Genomic DNA, 22,160 nt, shown 5'->3' on the forward strand with positions numbered 1-22,160 from the left:
GTATAACTTATCCCCCCAATGAATAAAGTAATTCTAACTATAGCACTTGTTTTTTTTAGTATAGAAACGATTTTTGCGCAAAATCTGCGGGAAGCCGGAGGTATTGTAGTTGATGAGCATAAGACAAGTTTACCCTATGTTAGTCTGAAGATCGGCACACAGATAGCGACGATGACAAATGCAGACGGTGAATTTTTATTGAAGTACCCTGCTGGAGCGATGAAAAAGGATTCATTGACGATCTCTTATATGGGATATAAAAATCTTAAACTTCCCTTATCAGGATTACATCAAAGTATGAAAATACAATTAATGCCTTCGGTCGTCAGTTTAAAAGAAATAGTGATCAGGCCAGTTAGTGCCGAATCCATCATTCGTCAGGCTATCAAAAACATTCCTGAAAATTATGATACCCGTCCATTTGAAATGAAAGGGTTTTACAGGGAAGTCGGAAAAGTTGATACAAACTATCTTTCTTTTGCAGAAGCCTCTTTAAATATTCTCAACGGAGGTTATAACCAGAATAACACAAAAGATAAGATTGTAATCAATAAAGAGCGGAACCTTAAAAAATTAGGGGAGAAGGAAATTAATAACCCATTTAATATGGCAATAGATGGAGCTCCCTATGACATCATTTCGAATGATATTGCAAAAAATCCAGCACGTATTTTAGGCAAAAACTATTTTAAGAAATATAAATTTGAACTGGCAGGTTCTATAGCTGTAAACGGTGAAGAAGCCTATTTAATTAACTTTGACCAGCAAGATGACCTTAAAGAGGCCTTATATAAAGGTAAGCTGACGATTTTGAAGAGCAGTTATGCGATCGTCGCTATTGATGTCGCTTTAAGCCCCAAAGGGATCGCTTATGCAAAGGCTGATATTTCATTCATCGCAAAACCTATATTTAGCTTATTAGGCTATAGTTTCCGAAAGCTTAACGAAGAATTCAGTGAGCAGTATGTTAAAATTAATAACTATTGGTATCCTTACTTCTATAAAATTTCTTCTGTACATCATTTAAAAGCGAAATACAAACACTTGGAAGGTAAACTAGCTGTACGTGCAGAATTGTTTATTTCAAAAATTAATTTATCGCCACAAGGTAATTATGAGCACGTGATGTCCAAGGGGTATGTTTTTAAAAATTACGTTACGAGCTATAACGATGACTATTGGGGGGATTATAATTTTATTAAACCAACGAATTCGCTTAAAGAACTTGCAGAAAAACTCAAAGCCAATTGAGTTATTTCATCTTTATTTAAATAGTATACTAGTTTAGTAGATTATGTTTTTATATTTGGTAACGGGATGTATCTATTCATCCTGCTAACGCTCTTTTCCTTTCTGGAATCTGTTTTTGCTGATTGTCTGTTTCTACTTCAAAAACAAACAATAGCCCTTTGAAATGAAAAATCTAAAACCGTTAATTATATAAAACATGGCAGGACAAGTTAAAAACACACAACAAACCGCATTAAATGATGTTGCAGCGCGGCCACTAGCGATCGCAACACGTACTGTACCCCAGGCACCCTGGATTACACCAAGATGGTTACCACACCTGTTAAGCTGGAATCCTGTAGAATCAGGTATTTACAGAGTCAATAAAGTGAAAGAAGGAGAATCTGTAGATGTGGACTGCTCTAACAGAGACGAACGTGTATTACCCAATACCTTTGTTGATTATGTAGAACAACCGCGTGAATATCTTTTAAGTGCTGTAAATACAGTCCTTGATGTACATACAAGGGTTTCCGATTTGTACAGCAAACCTTATAATCAGATCAGCGAGCAGCTAAGACTGACCATTGAAGCCATCAAAGAAAGACAGGAAAGTGAGCTGATCAATAACAAAGAATACGGTCTGTTGCATAGCATTGTTCCTTCGCAGCGAATAGTTACCCGTAGTGGCGCACCAACTCCTGATGATCTGGATGAGCTGATTACCAAAGTTTGGAAAGAACCAGGCTTTTTTCTGCTTCATCCGCTTGCTATTGCTGCATTTGGCCGTGAATGTACCCGCAGAGGCGTTCCACCACCGACGGTGTCTTTATTTGGCTCCCAATTTATTACCTGGAGAGGGATTCCGCTAATTCCTTCCGATAAAGTACCCATTGAAAACAATAAGACTAAGATTCTGCTGATCCGTACAGGGGAGAGCCGTCAGGGAGTCGTTGGACTTTACCAGCCAGACCTTCCGGGTGAACAATCACCAGGGTTATCCGTTCGTTTTATGGGAATCAATGAAAAAGCGATTGCCTCTTACCTGGTTTCTTTATATTGCTCATTAGCTGTTTTAGTAGATGATGCGATCGCGGTACTGGAAGAAGTGGAAATCAATAAATATCACGAATACAAATATTAAGCTATGAGTAATGCAATTAATGATCCGCAAGGATTACCAGATGTGCATGCTTTAGAAAAGCTGGCGAATGCGTATTTTTCTGCATTACCGGGAAACTACAATGCAGGAGATGTACCTTCAGCAGAGCTTCTTCCGCATAGCAATAATCAGATTCAGGAAAACACATTTACCCATTCGCCCTCGGCTATTTACCAGGGCAATGCAATTGACCTTACTGATCCGCAAACAAGTCTGCCGGATTCCAATGGATTAGGACTTGGACATGTTCCAAGATCTACCGCCGGGAGCGGAGGGCCCTCTGGCAACTTTAATACGGCTCAACAGACTAATAATCCGTTCCAGCATAGCTCTCTTTTACCATTTGAAGCAGATCAGCCTTATGAAAAAGAATTGCAGAAGGCATTGTCATCGGTGAGTTCCTACAGTCCTTCGGCTCAGTTACCCTTTAATCCTTCGGGAATTTTAAGCGAGAGCTCTTATTATTTTTCTTCGGGAATTCAATTTGTCACCTCAGCAGATACCCAGAATAGCGGACGTTATGGAAATGGCGTAGTCACCGGGAAATCTCAGCCCGCATTTAATGTAAATCTTGTCAGGAATGATTTTCCTATTCTTTCTGAACAGGTTAATGGTAAACCGTTAATCTGGCTCGATAACGCGGCTACGACTCAAAAACCACGGCAGGTTATTGACCGGCTGAACTATTTCTATGCTCATGAGAACTCTAATATACACCGTGCTGCACATGAACTCGCTGCCCGTTCTACGGATGCTTATGAAGGAGCCAGGCAAAAAGTACAGCGTTTTATCAATGCACGTTCTCCAAATGAGATTGTATTTGTACGCGGAACCACCGAAGCAATTAACCTGGTTGCCAATAGCTGGGGGGACGAATATTTGCAGCAAGGTGATGAAATTATTCTGACACATCTGGAACACCATGCGAATATTGTTCCTTGGCAATTACTCGCTAAAAAGAAAGGATTGAAAATACGGGTTATCCCGGTGGATGATGACGGGCAGGTATTGCTGGATGAATATGCAAAACTCCTTAATCCAAGGACGAAATTGGTTTCCTTTACTTTAGTTTCCAATGCTTTAGGGACGATAACTCCTGCGAAACAGATTGTTGCTATGGCACATGCAGCCGGAGCAAAAGTACTGGCAGACGGAGCGCAGTCAGTTTCTCATATCCGTACAGATGTTCAGGCACTGGATGCAGACTGGTTCGTATTCTCCGGACATAAAGTTTTTGGCCCTACAGGTATTGGAATTTTATATGGTAAAGAAGACTTATTGAATAGCACTCAGCCCTATCAGGGTGGAGGTAATATGATTCAGGATGTCACTTTTGAACATACTCAATTTCACCAGGCTCCTGCACGTTTTGAAGCAGGAACAGGAAATATAGCTGATGCTGTAGGCTTAGGCGCAGCTATTGATTATGTACAGAAAATTGGTATTGATAATATTTACCAATATGAACATTACCTGCTGGAATATGCCAGTCATAAACTGGCACAAATACCAGGACTGAGGCCGGTTGGAACTGCGCCGGATAAAACCAGCGTACTGTCGTTTGTACTCGATGGCTTTACCACTGCCGAAGTTGGTGAAGCATTAAGCCGTGAAGGTATTGCTGTTCGTTCTGGTCACCACTGTGCACAGCCTATTTTAAGAAGATTTGGACTGGAAGCTACAGTCAGGCCTTCCTTAGCATTTTACAATACTTGTGCTGAGGTCGATACGTTAGTTGCCGTAGTTGGCGGATTAAAATCGGCTAAACAGGTTTATTTTCATTAGATTTAATATTTAATTCAAAAAACCGTCTCTAATTATGATTTGAGACGGTTTTTTATGAATACCCTTTGATCATTAATAATTAACTATGAGGAAGAATAATTGGAAAACAACTTTAACAGATGCAGGAAGATGAGCGCTAACTATAGTTTTTTTCCTTTAGCTGCACTTTTATGTTTACTCTCCTGTAAAAATAAAAGTGATCCTAAAGCAACACAAGAACAAGGTATGCAGGTGAAAAAAGTAGCCTTGGTTCAAATGAAATCTTTCCCTGAAAACGGAGCAGCAATGTGCAGGCCAACAGGATTTAAGCGATCGGATAGTTTACTGTTTATGCAAGGTGGTGGAAAGGAATTTCGAAAAACGGTTTTCCATAAAGCAGTTTCAGGAATCAGTGTGCAACCCGGAATGAAGTTTATTAATGGTGGAGAATTCAGTATGGGAGGGGTAAACCCTGTTGGAATGGAAGCAGGAGGTCATGAAGTGATGAATGATGCAAGGCCAGTGCACCGCGTGGTTGTCAATGCTTTTTATATGGATACTGCACCAGTCACTAACCAGCAATTTGCAGAATTTGTGAAAGCAACAGGTTATATTACTGTAGCTGAGAAAAAACCGGAGAAAGAAGAATTTCCTGATGTGGCACCTGAAAATCTGGTAGCTGGCTCACTGGTATTTACACCACCAAAAGAGGCCGTTTCATTAAACAACTATTTGCAATGGTGGTCCTATCTGAAAGGAGCAGACTGGAAACATCCCGAAGGTAGAAACAGTAATCTAAAAGGGAAAGCCAATTATCCGGTTGTACAAGTATGTTGGGAAGATGCTGCTGCTTATGCTAAATGGGCAGGTAAAAGACTCCCTACAGAGGCTGAATGGGAATTTGCTGCAAGAGGAGGTCTTTCCGGTGAACTTTATGCCTGGGGAAACGAGCTGAAACCCGGAGGTAAATGGATGGCTAATATATTTGAAGGAGAGTTCCCCAATAAAGATACCGCTGCAGATGGCTATGCGGGTATAGCGCCTGTAAAAAGTTTTCCATCCAATGGTTATGGTTTATATGATATGGCAGGAAATGTATGGGAGTGGTGTAATGATTGGTACCGTCCTGATTATTATGCTTCTCTGTCTGATCAAATAGCGACAGAAAATCCTTCAGGCCCCGCTGTTTCTTATGATCCCGACGAACCTCAGGCTAAAAAGAAAGTACAGCGTGGAGGCTCATTCTTATGTACAGAACAATATTGTACGCGGTATATGGTAGGAACGAGGGGAAAAGGAGATTACCGGTCTGCTTCTAACCACATCGGTTTTCGCTGTGTAAAGGATGTCAAAACCTTATAAGCTGGCGTTAAATAAAAAATGCTGCTTGTTTATTCAACAAGCAGCATTTTTTATCAATTGGAAATGGTTACCCTTAAGGATTACCAACATTAGTGCCGGCAGGAAGTTTTAAGCCGTCTATACCAGTAACTACTTCCTCTTCTTCATGTTTTCCTTTTTTCTTTTTCTTATTACCACCACGCAGCATTTCCTCCATATACTGATCATATTGAGTCTGCTGTTCACCTTTTAAAATGTTTCTTACATTTTTAGTGGTTTCATTCTGCGTTCTGTAGAATTTAGAAATATCATCTTCAGTATACATGCCTGTTTGTTGTTTTTTGGTCAGGTCAGCCTGTGCTTTGAACAAATCAAGCATATAATTGTAGATTATATTTTTTTGAGTTGGGTTCATTTTAATCTTTTTGTCCATGGCCTCTATACTTTTAGCGGTCATTTCTGATGGAGTAGGTGGTGCCTTCTGCGCTTTAGCGAAAAAAACCATTCCCATAACCATACCCAGAGTCAAAATATATGTTTTCATTGATGTTGTTGTTTTTATTAATCGATGCAATTTATAAAATATTTAGGAAGGAATGCAATGAGATCTTAGAAGCTGTTAATTTTTAGCTGTCAATCATATAAACTTAAGCAGAGTATTAGTTTATTAGCAATAAAATAATAAATTTATAAAGAAATAATTAAATGTTTCACAAATAACCTCTTTCGAAGATGACAATGGCACACGGTAAAGGATTTTGCGTGCTGTTGTTCGTTTTTAGTTCCCCAAATTAAATATCAAATGAGATTAAAAAAATGTTTACTAATTGCTTTCCTCCTTCCTTTCGTAGCTATGGCACAAAAAGGGGGCACAACTACTTACCCTGTAAAAGATCTTCACGTCAAGTGGACCTTTAAAGAACATCAGAACGGTAACAAACAATCACTTTCCCTGCTGACCTTTATCAACAAATCAGGACAGCCCTTTCCCGCTACTAACTGGAACCTTTACTTTAACTCTATGAAGGAAATAGAGGTAAAAACTTCTGATCAGCTGATCATTGAGCAGGTTAATGGTGATCTCTTTCGCATCAGGCCGGGTAAAGGTTTTAAAGCCATCAATAAAGGTGACTCTGTAGTCCTTGATATTGTTGCTCTTGATGAAATTGTCAATTTTGCTGATGCACCGGGAGGTTTGTACATCGTATGGGACAATCAGCCGGATAAAGGTATTAAGATTGATCATTATGACGTAGAACCCGTTGAAAAGTATATCAAAAATGTCGTTTCTCCCTTAGACACCTATAACAGAAACAGCAAATTTACACCAAAAGATAAAAGTACTTTAATTAAACTTCTTCCTACGCCTGTATTTTATGAAGCACATTCCGGGAACTTTTCTGTAAATGCAGCAACTGCAATCAGCAGTGATCCAGCCTTTAAAAAAGAAGCTGATTACCTGTCAAACGAGTTGTTTAACCTGTTTAAGCTCAGACCTGCAGTGACTACCGGCAATGCAAAAGAGAAAAACATTCAACTTGTTAAAACCAATTTACCTGATGATGAGTATCAGCTGGAAATTACCACACAGGCGATCACCGTGTCAGCAGGTAATGCAACTGGTATCTTTTATGGTTTACAATCCTTAAAATCTTTGCTTTTGGCTAACAGTCCGGCTAAAGGTGCAAAAAATGTGCTGGTCAGCAATGTGTCCATTAAAGATGCGCCCCGTTTCAAATACAGAGGGCTAATGCTGGATGTGGCACGTAACTTCCATCCAAAGGAAGAAGTATTGCGTATCCTTGATTTAATGGCGCTTTATAAACTGAATGTGTTTCATTTTCACATCACTGATGATGAAGCATGGAGAATTGCTATTCCAGGGCTTCCGGAATTAACAGAAATAGGGGCTAAAAGAGGTCACTCACTCACGAATGAAAAGTCCCTTCAACCTACTTATAGCTCTGGTCCGGATACTAGTGAAACTTTAAATAAAGCATTTTACAGTACTGCTGATTTCGTAGAGATCTTAAAATATGCTGCAAAAAGACATATAGAAGTAATTCCTGAAATAGAAACGCCGGGTCATGCCAGGGCAGCGATCAAAGCAATGGATGCACGCTACAGCAGATTTATGGCTAAAGGAATGCGCGCTGAAGCTGAGCAATACTTGCTGCGTGATATAAATGATAAATCTGTTTACAGTTCTGCTCAATATTGGAATGATAACATTGTCTGTGTTGCCTTACCTTCTTTATATACATTTCTGAATAAGGTTACTGAATCCTTACAAGATATGTACCGTGAAGCAAATGTTCCTTTAAAAACAATCCATTTTGGTGGCGATGAGGTTCCTCAGGGTGTCTGGGAAAAATCACCATTGTGTCTTGAATTAGTGAAACAGGCAAAAATGAAATCTACAGACGATTTATGGAGCTATTATGTTTCAAAACTTCAGGATATGCTTAAGCCTAAAGGGATTGTACTTTCTGGCTGGGAAGAATTTGGCATGATGAAGACCTATCTGGATGGAAAAAAACTGATGGTTCCAAATCCTTTATTTGCCAATGACCCTGTACAGCTTGATGTCTGGAACAATGTGATTGGTGGCGGGACAGAAGATTTACCTTACCGCTTAGCCAATGGCGGTTATAAAGTCGTGCTTACCTGTTCCAGCAATTTCTACCTGGATATGGCTTATAACCGTTCACTAACTGAGCCAGGTCATTACTGGGCTGGTTTTGTGAATATGGAAAAACTATTTTCTTTTATCCCTTATGACTATTACAAAAATGCAAAAGAGAATAATAAAGGTGAACCGGTTTCCAAATCTGTATTTGTTGGAAAGGACCGTTTAACTGATTATGGTAAATCTAATATCCTGGGTTTAAAAGCTGCCTTATGGACAGAAAAAATCAGAAACACAGAATTACTTGAATTCATGCTGTTACCAAGATTAGTTGGTTTTGCAGAAAGAGCCTGGGCAGCAGATCCGGCATGGGCTTTAGAAAAGGATGCTGTCAAATCTGAGGCTGCTTATGAGGATAGTTATACTGACTTCAAAACCAGGGTAGGTTTGATTGAATTTCCGAAATTAGATGAGGGCGGCTGGAACTACCGTATCCCGCCAGTAGGTGTAAAAGTCACTGATGGAGAGATCGCTGGTAATACAGAGTTCCCTGGTTTTAATATTTACTATACCACCAATGGGAAAGAACCCTCAGCTAAAGATAAATTATACAGTGGGCCAATCAAGGAAAAAGGAACGGTAAAACTCCGGGCTTTCAATGCTAAAGGAAGAGGCGGTAATACAACAACTGTCCAAAACTAATCACGTTTTATTCGAAATGGCCGTACTTTTTAAAGAGGGTACGGCCATTTTTTTATACAATTATTGTAAATTTCTACTAATTCCAGAACAGGATGGCATAAAAATACGTTTGTCTATAAAATAAATGCCCAATGGAAAAATTAGTAAAGAAACAATTAGCGTACTTTAATACCAATACTACAAAAGCTGTAAGCTTCAGAATCGAACAATTAAACAAATTATATCAATTGCTGGTGGGCAATGAAGCCTTACTGGAAGAGGCTATTTATAAAGACTATGGTAAATCTACTTTTGAAACTTTTCAAACGGAATTTGCTACAGTCTATGAAGAAATCAAAATTGCTATCCGGGATCTTGAACAATGGTCGTCCATTAAACCTGTGGCTACCGATGCCAGGAATGCACCTGCTAAAAGTTACCAGATTCCAGAACCATTAGGAGTGAGCCTGGTGATTGGCCCATGGAATTATCCTTATCAGCTTTCCCTGGCACCGGCTGTAGCTGCGATTGCTGCGGGGTGTACCGTGATCCTGAAGCCTAGTGAATTAACTGCGAATTGCAGTGCCATTATGGCTAAACTGATCAATGAGAATTTTGAGGAGCAATATTTCCATGTAGTAGAAGGGGGGATTGCTGAAACAACTGCCTTACTTGATCAGAAATTCGACATTATATTTTTCACCGGAAGTGTGCCTGTAGGTAAGATTGTTTACCAGGCTGCGGCTAAAAACCTGACTCCTGTTGTTCTTGAACTGGGTGGTAAAAGCCCGGTGATTATCATGCCAGACAGCGATCTTGAGGTTACCGTTAAAAGATTGGTTTGGGCAAAATATTTGAATTCCGGCCAGACTTGTATTGCACCTGACTACGTTTATGTGCATGAAAGTATTGAAGAGGAGTTCTTGCAAAAAGTCGCTAAGGAGATTGAAAAGTCCGATTACAAAGTGGAGAATGGCAATTTCGTGAAAATCATTAATACGCGTAATGCAGAGCGGGTATCGGGATTGATTAACGCAGACAAGGTTTATGCTGGTGGTAATTTTAACGTAGATGAACGCTTTATTGAACCTACCGTTTTACGTGGGGTAACCTGGGAAGACAAGGTGATGAAAGACGAGATCTTCGGTCCAATCATGGCTGTTTTAACCTTTAATGAGCTGGATACTGTGATCAAAGAGATCAAAGACAGACCGAAACCTTTGGCGCTTTATGTATTTACGAAGGATGAAAATATTCAGAAAAAGGTGATGGGTGAAATCTCTTTTGGCGGAGGCTGTATCAATGAAGCTATTATGCACATTTCTAATGGAAATCTTCCATTTGGAGGTGTAGGCTCCAGTGGTCTGGGTAATTATCATGGAGAAGCTGGTTTCAGGGCCTTTTCACATTATAAAGGTATACTTGAAAAAGAATTTACACAAGATTCAGATATTAAATATTCTCCGCATACTGAAGAGAAACTGCAAAAAATGAAAGCAGCGGCTAAATAAAAAGAGAATTTATATCGTATATTTAAAAGCCATCAGGAATGTAATTACATTCCTGATGGCTTTTGTCGTAAAGCTCAAAAACTAATTTATCTAATGAACAATCCCAGTCTTAAAATAGCCCTCCTTTTCTTTTCATCCGTAGTATATGGTCAGCTAACCAAAGCACAGGTCCCAGCCGCAAAGGTGGATTCTCTGGTAGAAACTTCCATGAAAAAGTTCAATATCACAGGTGTCTCGATCGGAATTGTAAAGGATGGTCAGGTTATATATACTAAAGGTTATGGCGTTAAATCTATCCTCACCAAAGATAAAGTAGACGAAAATACCCAATTTGCTATCGCCTCTAATACCAAAGCATTTACTACAGCAGCACTTTCGATTTTAGTAGAAGAAAGGAAGCTGTACTGGCATACAAAAGTTAAAGAGCTGTTGCCTGACTTTAAAATGTACAATGATTACGTGACAGAAAATTTTACTATTGAAGATTTACTGACGCACCGGAGTGGTTTAGGTCTGGGGGCAGGCGATCTGATGTTTATCCCTAATGGATCTGACTTCACCATCAAAGATGTACTGTCAGGCTTTCAATATTTCAAACCTAATTCTGCCTTCAGAACGAAATTTGATTACGATAACCTTTTATATTATGTAGCGGGAGAGGTCATTGCCAAAGTTAGCGGAATGAGCTGGGAAAAATTTGTTCAGAGCCGTATCATTAAGCCTTTGGGTATGGAGCATAGTTACGCTTCGCTAGCATTGATGAAGGATAAAAGTAATCTGGCTATGCCACATGCAGCTAATTTTGGAAAGCTCAAACAAATAGAGAATTTCGGGGATCAGATTAATGGAGCTCCGGGTGGTATTTATGCAAATGCAGCTGATCTTTGTAAATGGATGTTAGTACAGCTGAATAAGGGAAAGTATGGTGCGCAATTGGATCAGCAGCTTTTTTCGGAAACCAGCCAGAAGCAAATGTGGACTATTCATACGGCAACGGGATTTTATGAAGATAAGCGTTACAATACCCATTTTGGAGGTTATGGTCTGGGCTGGTTCTTGAATGACATCAAGGGTAATTTTAATGTCTCTCATACCGGAGGGTTGCCTGGTATGCTTTCATCGGTAAGTTTATACCCGGACCTGAACCTTGGGATCGTAGTATTAACTAATACAGATGGCGGAAATTCGTTATTCGCTGCAGTCAGTAAAACCATAGAAGACAGTTATATGGGATTGGATGATAACCATTGGATAGATAAAATTTACGATGAGGTAGAAAGTAATCAAATGCACGAGGATGGAGTCACAGCTGATGTGTGGAAGAAGGTTGCTTCTTCCAGTCAAAAAAAGATTGATCCAGCAAGTTATGTTGGAATTTATAATGATAAGTGGTTCGGTAAGGCAGAAGTTTTTCTCAAAGGCAAACAACTTTGGTTTAAATCTTATCGTTCTCCAAAGTTATCTGGTCCGATGTCCTTTTATAACGCTAGTTCTTTTGCAATCAAATGGGAATACCCGGATCTGAATGCAGATGCTTTCGCAATCTTCAGTCTTGATGAAGAAGGGAAAGCACAAAGCATTAAAATGAGAGGGATTTCTCCAAGTATTGATTTTAGTTATGATTTTCAGGATCTAGACTTTCAAAGACTGTAGATTTACAGTTTCTATCAAACGTAATGCTCTTTTGGCTTGCAGATATAATTCATGGTAGTTTCTGTTGAGTACAATCTCCTTTGTAATCAGTTTAGAGCCCATACCTACTGCACATACACCGGCCTGGAACCATTCTTCCAGGTTTTCTTCTGCTATTTCCACGCCTCCGGTAGGGATGAATAGCTGACCTCTGAATAGCTCCCTGATAGAGGAAATAAAAGCCGGGCCGAGAATATTTGCCGGGAATAATTTAATCACTGCTGCGTTACACTGTTGCGCGGTATAAATTTCTGTTGGGGTCATACAGCCCGGTATCCATAATATATTGTGCTCATCACATAGCCCTGCAACTGCTGGATTCACAATCGGAGAAACAATGAAATCTGCTCCTATAGTAATGAAATCAGCAGCCTCTTTGGCAGATTTGATTGTGCCTATCCCTAAATATAAACCGGGCATTTCTGTAACCTGCAAAGCTTTTAATTGTTTGAAATTGTGAAGCGCATGTTCACCACGGTTCGTATATTCTACAATTCTAATCCCTGCTCTGTATAGCGTCCTAAGGATGTCAATACTTGTTTCGGCACTATCTTCGTAAAATAAAGGAAGTAATTTACCCGCTAAAAGGGTATCAATAATAAGTTGTTTCATAGGAATTTAATAAGTTGTTTCAGAGGAGCTGATTTAAACGTGTGGTGATCTGATCCACATTCATAGCAGTTGAATCACCGGGGGTAAATAATTTATAATAAGCGGCAGCGGTTGCAAATTCGACAATTTCCTGCGCAGCATAGTTTTGATGAAAACCATAAATCAAACCTGCCATATAACAGTCACCACTGCCTACTTTATTGATAACTTTTTTCGCATTATATTCTTGCGAGGTATATAAGTTGTTTGCGGTATACAGCGTGGTGTAGTACTGAATCCCTTCGCCTTTGTCAAATCTGAAAGTATTGGCGACGGCTTCACATGCAGGGAACTGCTGTTGTATAGCCAAAGAGGTTTTCTCTGCCTGCTGCAAACAGAATTCTTTATGTCTGAGTACAAAATCGTCCGCTTTTGGTATGCCAAGCATTAATTCTGCTGCCCAGATATTGCCCATAATCAAGCGGCAATGGATAGCAAGGTCTTTCATTATTGCGACAGGAGGTTTTCCGTATTTCCAGAGTTTTTCGCGGTAATTCAGGTCAAGGGAAATACTGATACCAATCTTTTCAGCCATGTGTAATGCCTCTTTACAGACCCCGGCAATTTCTTCATTGATAGCCGGACAGATTGCAGAGAAATGGAACCAGCCAATTCCCTCAAAAACCTGTTCCCAGTCGATAGTGTTTTTCTTTAGCCCGGCAAAAGAAGAATGTTTGCGGTCATAAATAACCTTTGCATTTTTCATATCAGTACCCATGGCGAGATAATAAAGCCCGATCCTTTCACCTTCATAACGAAAGCGACTTGTGTCTATTCGTTTTTCTTCCAGGTAAGACCTGATCTGATCACTCATTTCATTTTCGGGTAGTGCTGTCAGATAGGCTGAAGGAATATTCCATAAGGCGAGTGCAGTGGCTACATTAAGTTCTGCACCACCTATAAAAGCAGGTACATCATTTGAGTTTAGCCAATTGCCTGAAGGGTCAGGACAAATTCTTAACAATAACTCTCCAAAACACAGGACTTTTTTTAACATGAGTGGCTTTTTTTATTGTTATTTTAGACTATTTTGAATAAACGCCGATCTTCAGTCGGTCTGCCGAAGCAGGGGCGTTGCCAGTCCAGGCAAGATTTAGTTTTCCCAGATCGGTATATTCAGGTTTCAAATGATAGATATGACTTCCTAATACCCGTTGATAAAAAGATTCAACTTTTCCTGATTCGTAGAAATTGCAGTGGTCTACAATAATATTATCCCACCTGTACTCCTGAAAGAAGATTGCTCTGCCTCCCTGTCCGGAATAAGAGAAGTTACTATTGAGGATGGAAACCTGCTGTGCGCCAATAAGTTTTACTGCTGATCCTTGTTCTCTGTTCTCCACCTCATTAAATGTGCAATGGTCAATGTTTACGAACGGGCCTAAAGTACTTTCATCATTCCCGCCCCGATAAATATTAATTGCCGTACCCATAACATTTGTGAAGACACAATTAGTGATCAATGTATATTCTGCATTATAGATTCCTTTATCATCTTTTTCGGCCGAAAGGTCAATTCCGGTACCTGAAAGGTGGTGAAAGATAGAGTTTTTGACGATCAGGCTATCCGCCAGCGTGCTCTTTGAACCTGAAAAGCCACTGTTTGAGCTTTCGTTGAATGCGTAAAACTCACAGTCATCTATGATCAATTTATAGGGTTTGTTCATCGGCTTATCCGTAGACCTTATTCCTGCATCCGCATTGGCAAAACTTTCATAATTACCTTTAAAAGCGATGCCTTTTACGGTCAGCTTACTGCCATTCTCTAAAGTGATAAAGGCTGGCAGTGATTTAAAGGACGCGTTTACAAAAACGGGTCTGTTCTTTAAACCTTTTGTGGCCATTAAAACCAGTGTTTTATCGATGATCAATTCTTCTTTCAAAGGATATAAACCAGCTTCCGTCAATACAATAGTATCGCCTGCCAATGCTTCCTTAAGGGTTGTGGCCAGTAGCGAACTCTGGGAAGCTTTCAATAAAGTGCTTTTTGGTTTTCTCCATGCTTTTTTTGTTTCAGGATGGTACCAGGCAGCACCAGTTTTGTCTGGCGTGATCACCTTTAAGTTTTTTAAGTCAGCACCGTATAACTTGCTATAGGGTAGGGTTATGTCGTTAATTTTATAGGTGTCTGCTTTTATCTTAAGGAAACCATCAGGTAATTTCCCCGGATTTACATCAGCGGAGACACTTTTAGCATAATTAACAACCCCATTCTCAGAAAAGATAATTCCCTGATCATTATTTGCGTCTGTATAGATCTCTTGTCTTGATGAAGCAATCAGGTTCTTTTTAAATTGTACATTTTCCGGTGCTAACGTTCTTTCTGCATCTTTACCAGCACCAAACAGAATATTTGAACAATCCACAAAAGTATTTTGTTCAATCCATGCGTCTTTTACCTGGTAGTATCGGTTGATCTGAGAATTCGGAACGCCATTCAGCACAGAAAGGGGAGCCCTGAAATTGGTTCCCTGTAACTGGTAGAAGACATTATTAAATACCTTCTGACGCGGATTAATTACTCTTACTCCGCCAGTAAACGGTTTGTTATTCCCCATAAAGAAATTGCCTTCTACTACATTATCCGATCCGTGTCTCAATACCAATCCACCTTCACACTCAAAAAAAGTATTAAAACATACCCGGTTCTCACCAGATTTGATGGATACGATTTCTACCTCTCCATTACAACGCTCAAAGAAATTGTGCGCTATCGTAGTTCTTGAAGCCTTTAAGGAATAGCGTGATACCCCAATTCTGATAGTTTCACCTCCATTCGAACCTAATGGCGACCTGCCTTTGAAGTAATTACTGTCAATTAAATGATCATTTTGCTGACTGCGTTCATCATTAAGCTCTGCAATGATCACCGGACCAAGGTTTAACTTATTAACAAAAGTAGAATGATCTACCCGGTTATTCTTTCCATAAAATGTAACCCAGGTATCAGATCTGAACTTTTCCGGCTGACTATAATTTTCAATCACGATACCCGTCACTCTGCAATGATTGCCCAGCAGCGCTTCGCTGGTTCTGAAAGCGACAACTTCTCTTTTAGGTGTATACCCATTTTTGAAATGTAAATCTTTAACCACCAAATATTCACCACTTAATTGCAAATAAGATTGTCCGGTTAAAATGACTCCTCCGGGTGTTTCTGGCCTGATTATTACTGGCTGTGCGGCTGTACCTTTCCCGCTGAGTTGCAAAGCTGCATTTGACCATTCTTTATCTTTTAATAAGATAACATCGCCCGGTCTGGCTTTTGAAACAGCCGCCTTTAATTCCTGAGGGTTGTTAACCAGGATAGTATTGTTAACTAAAATAGAACTTGTGTAACCCTTTAAACTGCAAACAATTAATAAAGATAAGATTAGATTTTTCATAAGCTATTTAGATACGAATATGTCAAACTTAAGTGTTGAAACAGCAACCGGGTTCCCAATAACCACAGCCTTTGCACTTAACAACTGGTTGGTAAAAGTTCCATCAGGTTTCGGTACACGAATCCAAATCAGATAAGCAGTCGTTACATTGAAAACATTCGCCGACTGGTTAGCACTGGCTGCATCAAACTTAGCGGTACTGCTTCCCGGAGCTGTAATTCCTGCAAAGAACTGATCATCCAGTGCAGTAATAGTATTTGCATGATAAGCTGCATAAACTCTGTCAGCGTCTGCAGCTCCCGGAATAAGTACCCTGAACTTCGTCGCTTTAAGACTAGCAGGATCAGGCTCCCAAACCTGTGTATTACACTTGTAATTCTTGGTAATTGTTGTTGCACTCGCCGGACTATATAAACTAAATACCATTGCAGTAGTACAGTAAGTGACAAAATCTACCTTTTGTTCCTGACCGCTAACGTTACAGCTACCCAGTAAACTACCTGCTTCTCCGTTAAAAAAGCTGCTAACTGACGGTGCTGATGCCGTTCCGTGTGCCATCATTGTCAAATCTTTATACAGAACATATGATTTGATAGGAATGTTAATCAAACTCTCAGCTTTTAATCCGAAATTATCCGTAATTATTATTTTGATTTTACCTGCATTCTTGCGGTAGGTATATTGATAACTCAATTCATAAGTTTTTTCATTTTTAGTCAGTTCGATCTGATCTATTTTTTCAAAAACGCCTCTGTAATCATCATAGAACTCAATCAGCTTTAATCCATTTTCAGAACTTGCTTTTCCTTTAATTAAAGTTTTACCTGTTTCATCAGGAAGTACACTTGCCGGAATATCCGAAAGTGCAGGCATAGTTGGGGTGAAAGCAGTCATTTTAATCAATCCCTCAAAAGAAGAATTGTCAATATGTTTAACCATAACCCTGACTCCTGTAACCTTCGTCAGTTTCGCAGCAGAGAAGCTTTTTGTAGGGATAGAGAAATGATAAAGGTTCCTGTTCTCCTGTGCAGGGGTATCACGGTAAATCAAAGAATCTGTTTTGTCGCTTCGCATCAGGTAAAAATAAATCAGCCTGATACCAATTGTAGAATTCAATTTTCCGTTCAGCGCCGTATCGGGGCCAGTCTGTCCGGTTGCCGTATTAAAAGTGAAATCTTTTGCGGTCAGTACATCTGGTGTATTGGCAGCAGTTTTATCCTTTTTGCAGCTGTTCAGCAAGATAAAACCTGCTACTATGATCGCTATTAAATAAAAGTTCTTCATCATTAATATATATTAATAACCAGGGTTTTGAGTGATTTTAAGCTGATCGTTCGCATCCAGCTCGCGCTGTGGGATCGGAAGCAATAACTTTTCCGGTGTCAGGTTAGCTTGCAATTCAGCTAACGTAAATGCTGGTCTGTAACTCTTATAATGCGAATCAAACTCTATAGCAAAGTGATTTTTAATTACTGCAATTGCCTGATCAGTCCTTACCAGATCAAAGAAACGCTGGTTCTCAAAAGCAAATTCTAACCTTCTTTCATTTAATAAAGCAGCCAGAAATTGAGCTTCATTGGTAATTGCATTCGGATTTGCCGAATCAGCAGGATATTTATAGAAACCAGTTTTAAAATCTCCGGAAGTATAATCCGTTGCGCCAGCTCTTGACCTGACTTGATTAATTAACTCCAGGCTCGTGTTTCCAAAACCTAAAGCTTCCGCTTTCATCAATAACACATCAGTATATCGGAGTACCGGAAAATCGTTTTCTGCATCAAACTTTACTAAAACAGGCGAGGTGAACTTTTTCACATAAAGCTTAGCTGAATATTTAGCCATAGTTACTGCCTTACGGCTGTCAATGGCTCCCGAAACAGGGGTTTTATAAGTTACATCCAGATCATTTGTCGGAAAATTATAACCGCTTCCATCACCATTGACCACTGCACTACCACTTGAAGTCGGGGCGAAATTATTGGCCATCAGGTTACCCAGTCCCAATCCGCCAGCTTTAAATCTAACTGCAAACAGGATCTCTTTATTCATTTCATTATTAATAGAGAATACATCTGCAAAAGAAGGCAGCAGTCCGTACCCGCTGGTATTGATTACTTCGTCCAGTAAAGGCAGTGCTTCAGCCCCCCGGTGTAAGGTCAGATAAACTTTCGCTAATAATGCTCTGGCAGCCCAGGTATTCGCTCGGCCTGCGTCCGCGCTGGTAGAAGGAGTAAAGGCCGTTTGAGATAATAAGTTTTTTGCCGCTACAAGATCTGCTTCTATCATTTGATAGCATTCTGCAAGCGGGACTCTGTTGATTTGTTTTGATTGCTCAGGGTCTACCGGATCAGTCACCAGAAATACACCTCCATACAACCTCACCAGGTTAAAATAATGGTAAGCACGTAAAAATAAAGCTTCACCTGCCAGCTGATTCCGCTGTTCCGGAGTCATTTTTGCCGTTCCTTCACCGACAGTAGTTTTTCCTGCCGTATAAACAACCCCTAAGCTTTTCAATACATAATTGATCGACCTGATGTTTTTATAAGTTACCAGCCAGTATTGATAAACTTTATCATGAGAAGAATTCAAAGTGAACATATCCAGGTCATTGAATTCAAAATTGATAGCTGCTGAACTGTTTGCTACCCCTTGCTTAGAATTGTCCGTTCGTAAATCTGTCAGCATCCACTCAAATTCCAATGGTTTTTGCATCCCATTATAACTTCCTGTTAAAGCTGTTTTTGTTTGATCATATGTTTTATAAAAACTATCAACGCCGACATTGGAAATAGGGTCGATGTCGATGACTTTTTTGCAGGATACGATGCTTAAACACAGTACCAGACCTGCGGTTATATAGTGGAGATTTCTCATCTTATGTCTTTTTAAATTAAAAATTAACATCTATACCAAAAGTGAAAGTGCGTGAAATTGGAAAAGCACCACGCTGATAGCCATCTACTAAAGGAGAAGAATATTGCGAGGAAGTCGTCCTTGCTTCCGGGTTTATACCCCGGTAAGAACTTCCCGTCAAGTAGAATAAATTATCAGCAGAGCTATATACCCTGACACTCCTTACGCCCAGTTTCTTAATAATTTTACCAGGGATTGTATACCCCAGAATTACGTTCCTTAAAGCCGCATAAGAGCCGCTTTCAATCACATAATCTGTGAGGAGCCAGTTTTCACCATTGGTATAATATGGCGTTTTTCCATCACCAGGGTGTGCTGCACTAATCCACCTGTTCTGATTGAACTTCTCATTGTATCTTCTGGATTCATTGTAGTTGGCATCCCCGTTGATGATCTTGCCGCCCTGTACTCCCTGGATCATGATATTCAAATCAAAACCCTTATACTTAAATGAATTGTTGATTCCCCAGGTAAAATCCGGGAAGGGACTTCCAATAGTTGTCCGGTCATTCACATCAATTTTACCGTCACCATTCACATCGACAAACTTTAAACCGCCCGGTGCATAATATTTGGATAGGGTAGAAGTCTGTCCTGCGGCTTTAGCTTCATCAATTTGCGCCTGAGAAGTCCAGATGCCATCGGTTTTATAACCAAAGAACTGAATAGCCGGCTGTCCGACAATAGCTGCATAGACTTCGTTCCGTTCACCGTAATTATATTGAAATGGCTCTCCGCCCAATTCCAGTAAACGATTTCTGTTAGCTGAAAAGTTTAGCGCAGTAGACCACTGAAAATGATCAGTTTTGATATTTACTGAATTGAATTCAACTTCAATACCCTGGTTTTTAACCTTACCAGAGTTATCAAAGTATTCAAAAGAGCCGCTGAATGATTGCGTAGATCTTTTGTACAACAACTTATCAGTATTAGAGTTATAATATTCAATGGTCAGACCAAAACGGTCTTTCATAAAGCCAAGGTCTAAACCTGAATTGAATTCAAAAGTACGTTCCCAGGTAATGTTAGGGTTAGCCAGTACATCTGAATTTGGCGATAAACCAAGATTTACAGAACCTGTACCGCTTCCGAAAGAATAATTCCCCGGATATAACAGATTCTGAAAAGCAAAACTCTGGATCTTGTTATTTCCGGTTGCCCCATAACTTGCCCGGAGTTTCATGTTGCTGATCCAGCTAAGATTTTTCATGAAATCTTCTTTTCCAATTCCCCAGCCTGCAGAAATAGCAGGAAACGTACCTTGTTTTTGTCCTCTTGCAAAATAAGAACTACCATCCACCCTGAAACTGGCGGCTAGTAAATATTTGTTTTTATAATCATAAGTTATACGTCCCAGGTAGGAAACCAGTCCGATCTGGTCTTTCAGGGTATTCGTTAAAGCCTGATCAATCTGACCAGCCTGATTTAAAGTTTCGAAAGTCTCTGTAGGGAAATTTCTTCCCACCATATTGGTTTCTTTGATCTTGGTTTGCTGAGTGGTAAAACCTAATAAACCTGTAAAGCTGTGGTTGCCCTTTGTCACATTATAATTCAGGGTATTTTCCAGCAACAGGTCCATATAACTTTTAGTGTAAAGCGTAGCTTCATTTACATCCCCGTCTTTTCTGGCGTTTGATCGGGTGAGGGTTGTATTTTCCTGCTGCGAATAATAACCGCCGACAGAACTTTTGAAGATCAGGTTCGGCAGGAATTTAATGCTGATGTCACCACCGCCCAGCATCCGGTAAGTCTGCTGATCGCGCGTTTCCCGCGCTGCAATTGATAGCGGCGTATTATTACTTGTAGCGAAAGGTTCTACAGGGCCCGCGCTGGTCCAGTTACTGCCATCAGGCATTGTTCCGGAATATTGTAAGCCATTGAAGTGTCTGGCTTGTACAAAATCGCCGGGTAACACACTCGCCCAGGCTGCATTCTGATGAACATAAGCTGCGGTAAAATCATTATGAGTAACTGGCAGGAAAGAACCGAAACGGAAATAATCCGTGAAATTTACGGAAGGCCGCTGGGTCTTCACATAAGAAGGGTTAAAGTTAATACTGAAACTAACTTTTTTACTCAGTGTACCATCCAGTTTAGTTTTCAGATTGAACTTGCTGTTGTCACTATACTTTAATACCGCTTCATCTTTCTGACCGCTCGCTGATACATAATATTTCAAATCTTTTTTACCACCGGAAATGCTCATTTGAATATTGGAAATAGCTGCATTTTGCAAAGCTTCCTGCTGCCAGTCGGTAGGGCCACCACTGATCTCATTCTCAATTACATAAGCTGCTCTTTCCGGGTCTGTGATCAGGTTTTTCATATTGGCCGGAACTGTTGGGTCATCTGCACGCAAAGCCGCCTCAGCATAAAGCATCTTGGTGTAATCTGTAATACTCATGATCGGATTAAGTTTATATGGCTTTTTAAAACCATAATAACTCTTGAAAGTATATCTCGGCTTATCAGAACCTCCGCTTTTTGTTGTGATTAAGATCACCCCGTTAGCCGCTCTGGAACCATAAATAGCACCAGAAGCCGCATCTTTCAGCACTTCAATACTTTCTACATCCTGAGGATCAACAAATGATAACCCATCTGGTACAGGGTAACCGTCTACCACGACCAGTGGCTGTGAACCTGCACTAATGGAACTAAACCCACGCACGCGTACCGTAGGGGCAGCACCCGCTTCAGAGCTGACGTTTTGTATAGTGACCCCTGCAATTTTTCCAATCAGCGCATTGTCTAAACGTGCAGTTGGGATCTCATCCAGATTTTCATTTTTCAACTTGCTGACTGCACCAGTAACGGAAGATTTCTTTTGTGTACCGTAACCGATCACTACTACTTCATTCATCGTATTGGGAATTTCCCTTAAAGTGATCGTAATTGTTTCAGCTTGTTTAACCGCAAAGGCTTGTGGTTCATAGCCCAGGTAATTGATCAATAATAATTTGCCCGGTTCGGCTTTGATTTTAAACTCTCCCTTAGTATCGGTGACCACACCTTTTTTAGTGTCTTTCAGGATAACCGAGGCGCCTGGCAGAGCTTCCCCTTTCTGATCCTTCACAGTACCCTGAATGGATACTTTTGTCTGAGAATAGGCCGGTTTTAAGAATAAAAAACACAACAATATCATGACTAGTAAACTGTTAAAGTAAACTTTTGACTTCATAATAATTTATATTTGG

14 protein-coding genes are annotated in these 22,160 nt (G+C 40.0%); 7 read left to right on the plus strand and 7 right to left on the minus strand.

Going from position 1 to position 22,160, the window contains the following annotated elements; translation table 11 throughout:
• Positions 1-18: 18 nt before the first annotated feature.
• The 4 genes from LY11_RS08135 to LY11_RS08150 all read left to right on the plus strand — a co-directional run bounded on the left by LY11_RS08135 (position 19) and on the right by LY11_RS08150 (position 5,518).
• Positions 19-1,251 carry a carboxypeptidase-like regulatory domain-containing protein gene (locus LY11_RS08135; protein ID WP_111633216.1) on the plus strand — a complete coding sequence of 411 codons (1,233 nt, stop codon included), beginning with the start codon at positions 19-21 and terminating at the stop codon, positions 1,249-1,251.
• Positions 1,252-1,447: 196 nt separating this feature from the next.
• The gene (locus tag LY11_RS08140) at positions 1,448-2,374 is read left to right on the plus strand and encodes a family 2A encapsulin nanocompartment shell protein (RefSeq protein WP_111633217.1); all 927 of its coding nucleotides are present in this window, start codon (positions 1,448-1,450) and stop codon (positions 2,372-2,374) included.
• Positions 2,375-2,377: 3 nt separating this feature from the next.
• Positions 2,378-4,177 (plus strand): family 2A encapsulin nanocompartment cargo protein cysteine desulfurase, encoded by a 1,800-nt coding sequence (locus tag LY11_RS08145; protein ID WP_111633218.1) that lies wholly within the window; start codon positions 2,378-2,380, stop codon positions 4,175-4,177.
• A 129-nt stretch (positions 4,178-4,306) separates the two neighbouring features.
• On the plus strand, positions 4,307-5,518 hold the full coding sequence (locus tag LY11_RS08150; protein ID WP_245952654.1) for a formylglycine-generating enzyme family protein: 1,212 nt from the start codon (positions 4,307-4,309) through the stop codon (positions 5,516-5,518).
• Between the two features lie 73 nt (positions 5,519-5,591).
• On the opposite strand, the gene LY11_RS08155 is transcribed toward LY11_RS08150, so the two are convergent.
• On the minus strand, positions 5,592-6,041 hold the full coding sequence (locus LY11_RS08155; protein ID WP_111633219.1) for a hypothetical protein: 450 nt from the start codon (positions 6,039-6,041) through the stop codon (positions 5,592-5,594).
• 258 nt (positions 6,042-6,299) lie between these two features.
• Here LY11_RS08155 and LY11_RS08160 point away from each other — a divergent pair, with 258 nt between their 5' ends.
• From LY11_RS08160 to LY11_RS08170, 3 genes are all read left to right on the plus strand, one after another.
• The gene (locus LY11_RS08160) at positions 6,300-8,828 is read left to right on the plus strand and encodes a family 20 glycosylhydrolase (RefSeq protein ID WP_111633220.1); all 2,529 of its coding nucleotides are present in this window, start codon (positions 6,300-6,302) and stop codon (positions 8,826-8,828) included.
• 131 nt (positions 8,829-8,959) lie between these two features.
• Complete coding sequence (locus LY11_RS08165; protein ID WP_111633221.1) at positions 8,960-10,318, plus strand: aldehyde dehydrogenase family protein; 1,359 nt, start codon at positions 8,960-8,962, stop codon at positions 10,316-10,318.
• Between the two features lie 93 nt (positions 10,319-10,411).
• The gene (locus tag LY11_RS08170) at positions 10,412-11,971 is read left to right on the plus strand and encodes a serine hydrolase (RefSeq protein WP_111633222.1); all 1,560 of its coding nucleotides are present in this window, start codon (positions 10,412-10,414) and stop codon (positions 11,969-11,971) included.
• On the opposite strand, the gene LY11_RS08175 is transcribed toward LY11_RS08170, so the two are convergent.
• From LY11_RS08175 to LY11_RS08200, 6 genes are read right to left on the minus strand one after another with little or no spacing between them, the layout of a single operon-like run.
• A complete protein-coding gene (locus tag LY11_RS08175; protein ID WP_111633223.1) occupies positions 11,951-12,622 on the minus strand; it encodes a beta/alpha barrel domain-containing protein in 672 nt (223 codons plus the stop codon). The genes LY11_RS08170 and LY11_RS08175 overlap by 21 nt on opposite strands.
• A gap of 19 nt (positions 12,623-12,641) precedes the next feature.
• Positions 12,642-13,658 (minus strand): sugar kinase, encoded by a 1,017-nt coding sequence (locus tag LY11_RS08180; RefSeq protein WP_111633224.1) that lies wholly within the window; start codon positions 13,656-13,658, stop codon positions 12,642-12,644.
• Positions 13,659-13,686: 28 nt separating this feature from the next.
• Positions 13,687-16,047 (minus strand): chondroitinase-B domain-containing protein, encoded by a 2,361-nt coding sequence (locus tag LY11_RS08185; protein WP_111633225.1) that lies wholly within the window; start codon positions 16,045-16,047, stop codon positions 13,687-13,689.
• Positions 16,048-16,050: 3 nt separating this feature from the next.
• Positions 16,051-17,334 (minus strand): hypothetical protein, encoded by a 1,284-nt coding sequence (locus LY11_RS08190; RefSeq protein WP_111633226.1) that lies wholly within the window; start codon positions 17,332-17,334, stop codon positions 16,051-16,053.
• Positions 17,335-17,343: 9 nt separating this feature from the next.
• Positions 17,344-18,924, minus strand: coding sequence for a RagB/SusD family nutrient uptake outer membrane protein (locus LY11_RS08195; RefSeq protein ID WP_245952656.1), 1,581 nt, complete (start codon positions 18,922-18,924; stop codon positions 17,344-17,346).
• A gap of 16 nt (positions 18,925-18,940) precedes the next feature.
• Positions 18,941-22,144, minus strand: coding sequence for a SusC/RagA family TonB-linked outer membrane protein (locus LY11_RS08200; protein WP_111633228.1), 3,204 nt, complete (start codon positions 22,142-22,144; stop codon positions 18,941-18,943).
• Positions 22,145-22,160 lie beyond the last annotated feature (16 nt).

It is taken from the genome of Pedobacter cryoconitis (assembly GCF_003259615.1).
Taxonomy (GTDB): Bacteria; Bacteroidota; Bacteroidia; order Sphingobacteriales; family Sphingobacteriaceae; genus Pedobacter; species Pedobacter cryoconitis.